The 4,522-nt window shown below is 32.3% G+C and carries 2 protein-coding genes and 1 pseudogene; 1 reads left to right on the top strand and 2 read right to left on the bottom strand.

What is annotated here, in order from left to right:
* Positions 1 to 68: 68 nt before the first annotated feature.
* The gene (locus tag ACIQ6Z_RS09210; protein ID WP_396210590.1) at positions 69 to 1,334 is read right to left on the bottom strand and encodes a DUF5103 domain-containing protein; all 1,266 of its coding nucleotides are present in this window, start codon (positions 1,332 to 1,334) and stop codon (positions 69 to 71) included.
* A 171-nt stretch (positions 1,335 to 1,505) separates the two neighbouring features.
* Here ACIQ6Z_RS09210 and ACIQ6Z_RS09205 point away from each other — a divergent pair, with 171 nt between their 5' ends.
* The gene (locus ACIQ6Z_RS09205) at positions 1,506 to 4,319 is read left to right on the top strand and encodes a M16 family metallopeptidase (RefSeq protein ID WP_396210589.1); all 2,814 of its coding nucleotides are present in this window, start codon (positions 1,506 to 1,508) and stop codon (positions 4,317 to 4,319) included.
* 65 nt (positions 4,320 to 4,384) lie between these two features.
* Here the strand turns inward: ACIQ6Z_RS09205 and ACIQ6Z_RS09200 are convergent.
* Positions 4,385 to 4,522: pseudogene (locus tag ACIQ6Z_RS09200) on the bottom strand (SAM-dependent methyltransferase); the annotation flags it as partial.

Raw genomic sequence — 4,522 nt, 5'->3', positions numbered from 1 at the left:
AAAATTAAAACTATTGAAACAAAAATACAAAAAAATAAAATTGGTTCAACTTAGAGTTAAAAAATGTTTTAATTTATTCCATTCAATGAATTTGCTGTCCCTTTTCCTATAACTCGTTCGTATCGATCCATGTTTTCTTTATAATACACTAAAACGGTATATTCATTTTCAGTTTGAAAAAAATTACCATCAATTGCATTTTCGTGATCAATATTTCCTTTTGGATCAACAGCTACATATTCATAATTTGTAAATCCTTGTTTAATTAAAATGTATTTTTCATACAATCCATTTTCAGAATTGAAATCCATTTTATTTTCAGGACTAAGGGCATAATTATTGAACATACCTGCAATGTAAATCGCTCCGTCAGCACTTCTAAAATTTGGGGCTGAAAGTGTGAAATGAACCCAACTGTAATCGGATTCGATTTCATTATTTTCTGAAAACAATCTACGGATTACAAAATTCCCATTTACATCCTCCCAAAAGTAATAAGGACTATTTGCTCTGGCATCATTTGTAAATAAGTGGGCCGTGTAAATTTCTTTTTTATTATCCACTTTTGAAATTGTATTACTCGGCAATCTTATTTCTTTGTTGTCAAAAAAATGAAACTCATTACCTGCCCAAAATTGTGTAGGCGCATCGTAACGGTATACTAAATCATTTCCAATAGTGAATTGAGGAAGAATATTTGTAATTGCAGTTTGGAATTTTCCATTTTGAATCAATACTGTTTTTACATTTTTCAACGCATTTTGAAAAACAATTTGATTTGATTTTACAGTGAACTCAAGGTTGTGTTTGAAGTCCATTTGTGAAACATTTCTAGGTCTTCTTACCTGTATTGGGACCGAAACTGCATTTTCGTATAATATGAATTTTCGTGAGAAAATAACTTCTCTTTCTTCATTCAATACTTTAAGCATATAATTGCCACTTATCTTAAATTGCAGAGAAGAGTTAGGGAAGTTCAACCTATAATGCGAATAACTCTGTAACGTATTGAATGAGCTTAGTGATTCTAAAATACGTTGGTTATCGATTCCTTCAAGGTATTCTCTTTTTTGAATATCGGTAGGTTTCCAATTGTAGTCACAATGAACAATTTCGTAATAAAAAGAAGCATCATTTCCATACAAATCGTCAAATTGTAATTGGAAATGTTCACCCAATTGAAAAATGGGCACCACATTTTGGTTGTTTTGTACAAATGATACGGTTTTAATGTGGTAAGGCGGAACTACTTCATTAAGGGCTTGTGAATAAAGTAGTTCTGTAGAAAGAATGCCAAGTAAACTTAAGATAAAGGTTAAATAAGGATTTCTCATTTTTGATTATTTGTGACGTAAATATACTAAACCTCTTTATTTTAAAGTAGATTTTCTTTGAAATAAAGCTAGCCTTCTTTTTTAACAGTATTTTCTGTTAAATATTTTGTAATGCAATGTAATTGAAATGTTTAAAGTTTTAGTTTTACTCGATAATCAAAAAAAAATTTTATGAAAAAAATGAACCAACTCGCTTTGAGCTTACTATTGTTTCCGATGGTAATTTTAGCTCAAACTATGGATTATGGACAAGCTATTCCATTTGATCCGAATGTAAGAACCGGTAAACTTGAGAATGGGTTAACCTACTACATAAAAAAGAATGCCAAACCAGAAAAGAAAGTAGACCTTCGATTGGTCGTAAATGCAGGTTCTATTTTGGAAGACGATGACCAACAGGGTTTGGCTCATTTTATGGAGCACATGTGTTTTAATGGTACGAAACGATTCCCAAAGAATCAATTAGTAGATTATTTACAAAGTATTGGTGTTAAATTTGGGCAACACTTAAATGCATACACAAGTTTTGACGAGACTGTTTACTTTCTTCCGATTCCATCTGATAATCCAGAGAAATTAGAAAAAGGATTTCAAATTTTGGAAGATTGGGCATTTAATACTGTATTGACTCCAGAGGAAATCGATAAAGAACGCGGGGTAGTTTTAGAAGAATATCGTTTAGGATTGGGCGCTGATAAACGTATGTTGGGGCATTATCTTCCAAAAATGATGCATAATTCTAAGTATGCTAATCGTTTGCCTATTGGTCAAAAAGAAATCTTAGAAAAATTTAAATACGAAACCTTAACTCGTTTTTACAAAGATTGGTATCGTCCGAATTTGATGAGCGTTATTGTGGTAGGAGATATTGATGTTGCCGAAATGGAAAAGAAAATAAAAGAGCATTTCGCTGCATATAAAAATCCAGCCAATGAAAAAGCGAGAAATGTTTTTGAAGTACCCAACCATAAAGAAACTTTTATTGCGGTAGAAAGCGATAAAGAAGCCACTGATACTCAAGTGCAATTATTCTATAAAGATTACACTGCACCAAAGAAAATAGTGAATGTGGGCGATTTTAGAAGTCAGCTTGTTGAAGGTTTGTTTGCAACCTTATTAAACAATCGTCTAAATGAATTGACTAATTCACCTAAACCACCTTTTACATTTGGATTTACCTATTATGGAGGTACCTATGCTAGAAATAAAAAAGCATATCAATCTTTTGCTATGATGGCTGAAAATCAACAATTAAGTGCTTTGAAAGTATTGGTTACAGAGAATGAAAGAGCTAAAAAATATGGTTTCACATCAGGTGAATTGGATAGAGCTAAAGCAAGCTTTTTAGCACAAATTGAGAAAAGTTATAACGATAGGGCTAAAACTAATTCAGATAGATTTGTGGGAGAAATGCAATCGCATTTTCTTGAGCAAGAACCCGTTCCTGGAATAGAATGGACTTTCGAGACCATGAAAAAATTAATGCCAAACATTATTTTGAAAGATGTAAATGATTTGATTAAAGATTACATAAAAGAAGATAACCGAGTGGTTGTTTTTACTGGGCCGGAAAAAGATAATCTCAAAAAAGTTACGGAACAGGAAGTATTAGAGGCATTAAAAGTAAATGAAGCCGATTTGAAACCATATGAAGATAAGGCGCTAGCGACGAGTTTACTTAGAAAAGAGTTAAAAGTTGGAACAGTTGTAAATAGAGAAGCAAATGCTACTTTAGGAACCAAAACCTTAGTTTTATCTAATGGGGTAAAAGTAGTTTACAAAACTACCGATTTCAAAAATGATGAAGTGATTTTTGAAGCTGTAAGTTTAGGAGGAAGTAATTTGTACTCTAATGAAGTAATGAAAAAAGTACAATTTGCAAATGGAGCTTTAGCTGAAGCGGGATTCTCTGGGTTGAAATTGAATGATATCAATAAATTCATGACTGGAAAAATTGCGCGTGTAAATCCATACATAAGTAATACCACAGAAGGGCTTAGAGGAAATACTACTCCAAAAGATTTAGAATATTTATTCCAGATGGTACATGCATATTTCACCGATTTAAATTTTGATCCAGAAGCATTTGAAGGCTTTAAACAAAAGCAAGCTAGTTTCTTTAAGAATATGGCTTCGGAACCACAATATTATTTCCAACAAGAGTTTTATACGTTTTTGAATAAAGAAAACCCAAGATTTAATGGAATAATGCCAACTGATAAATCCTGGGCAGAAACAGATTATAAGTTAGCCTATGATAAATACAAAGAGCGTTTTGCAAATGCAGCAGATTTCGAGTTTTTCTTTGTAGGAAATGTAGACGATAAAACTATCGAAGCTTTTGCTACTAAATATTTGGCGTCTTTGCCTACAACAGCAACCAAAGAAAAAACAGTAGACTTAGGTTACCGAATGTTAAAAGGTGATTTAAAGAAAGTAGTCAACAAAGGAACCGATCCTAAAAGTAATGTGACTATTATGTTTTATGGTGAAGCAAAATATTCTCCAAAGGAAGCTTTAGCTATGGAAGCTTTAGGTGAAGTTTTGACCATTAAACTAGTTGAGCAATTGCGTGAATCAGAAAGTGGAGTTTACGGTGTTTCAGCTCGAGGCACCATGAACAAAGTGCCTTACGGTCTTTATAATTTTAATATTGGTTTCCCTTGTGGGCCTGAAAATGCTGAAAAGCTTACGGCATCTGCATTGAACGAATTGCAAAAAATTATTACCAATGGTCCAGAGGAAAAAGATTTAGCCAAATACAAAGAAGGAGAATTGGCAGATTATAGAAAAGATAGTAAAGAAAACCGTTTTTGGTTGGCGAATTTCACTAAATCTTTTTTAAATAGTAGCAATCCTGAAAATGCATTGAAATATGAAGCTGAAGTAAATGCTATAACAGCTAAAGATATTCAAGAAGTTGCTAAAAAATATTTAACTAAAGATAAAGTAATTGGGATGTTGATGCCTGAAAGTAAAATATAGATACGAAGAGAGTATTTATGACTAAAACCTGCTATTTCTATTGAGTAGCAGGTTTTTTTATTATTTTACTTAAAACAAACCGGTATAATTTCGCCAGGAGCTAAACAATATCGTGTTACTAATTCAGGGCTAATCTTTTTGGTATAGTCTTCTTCAATAACAGTAAATCCAATGCTTCGTAATTTGTCAAAATAATCGCGTCC

The organism is Flavobacterium sp. (assembly GCF_044376915.1).
Lineage (GTDB): Bacteria > Bacteroidota > Bacteroidia > Flavobacteriales > Flavobacteriaceae > Flavobacterium.
Note: the sequence above shows the minus strand (reverse complement) of the source record. Positions and strands in the feature narration are given on the sequence as shown.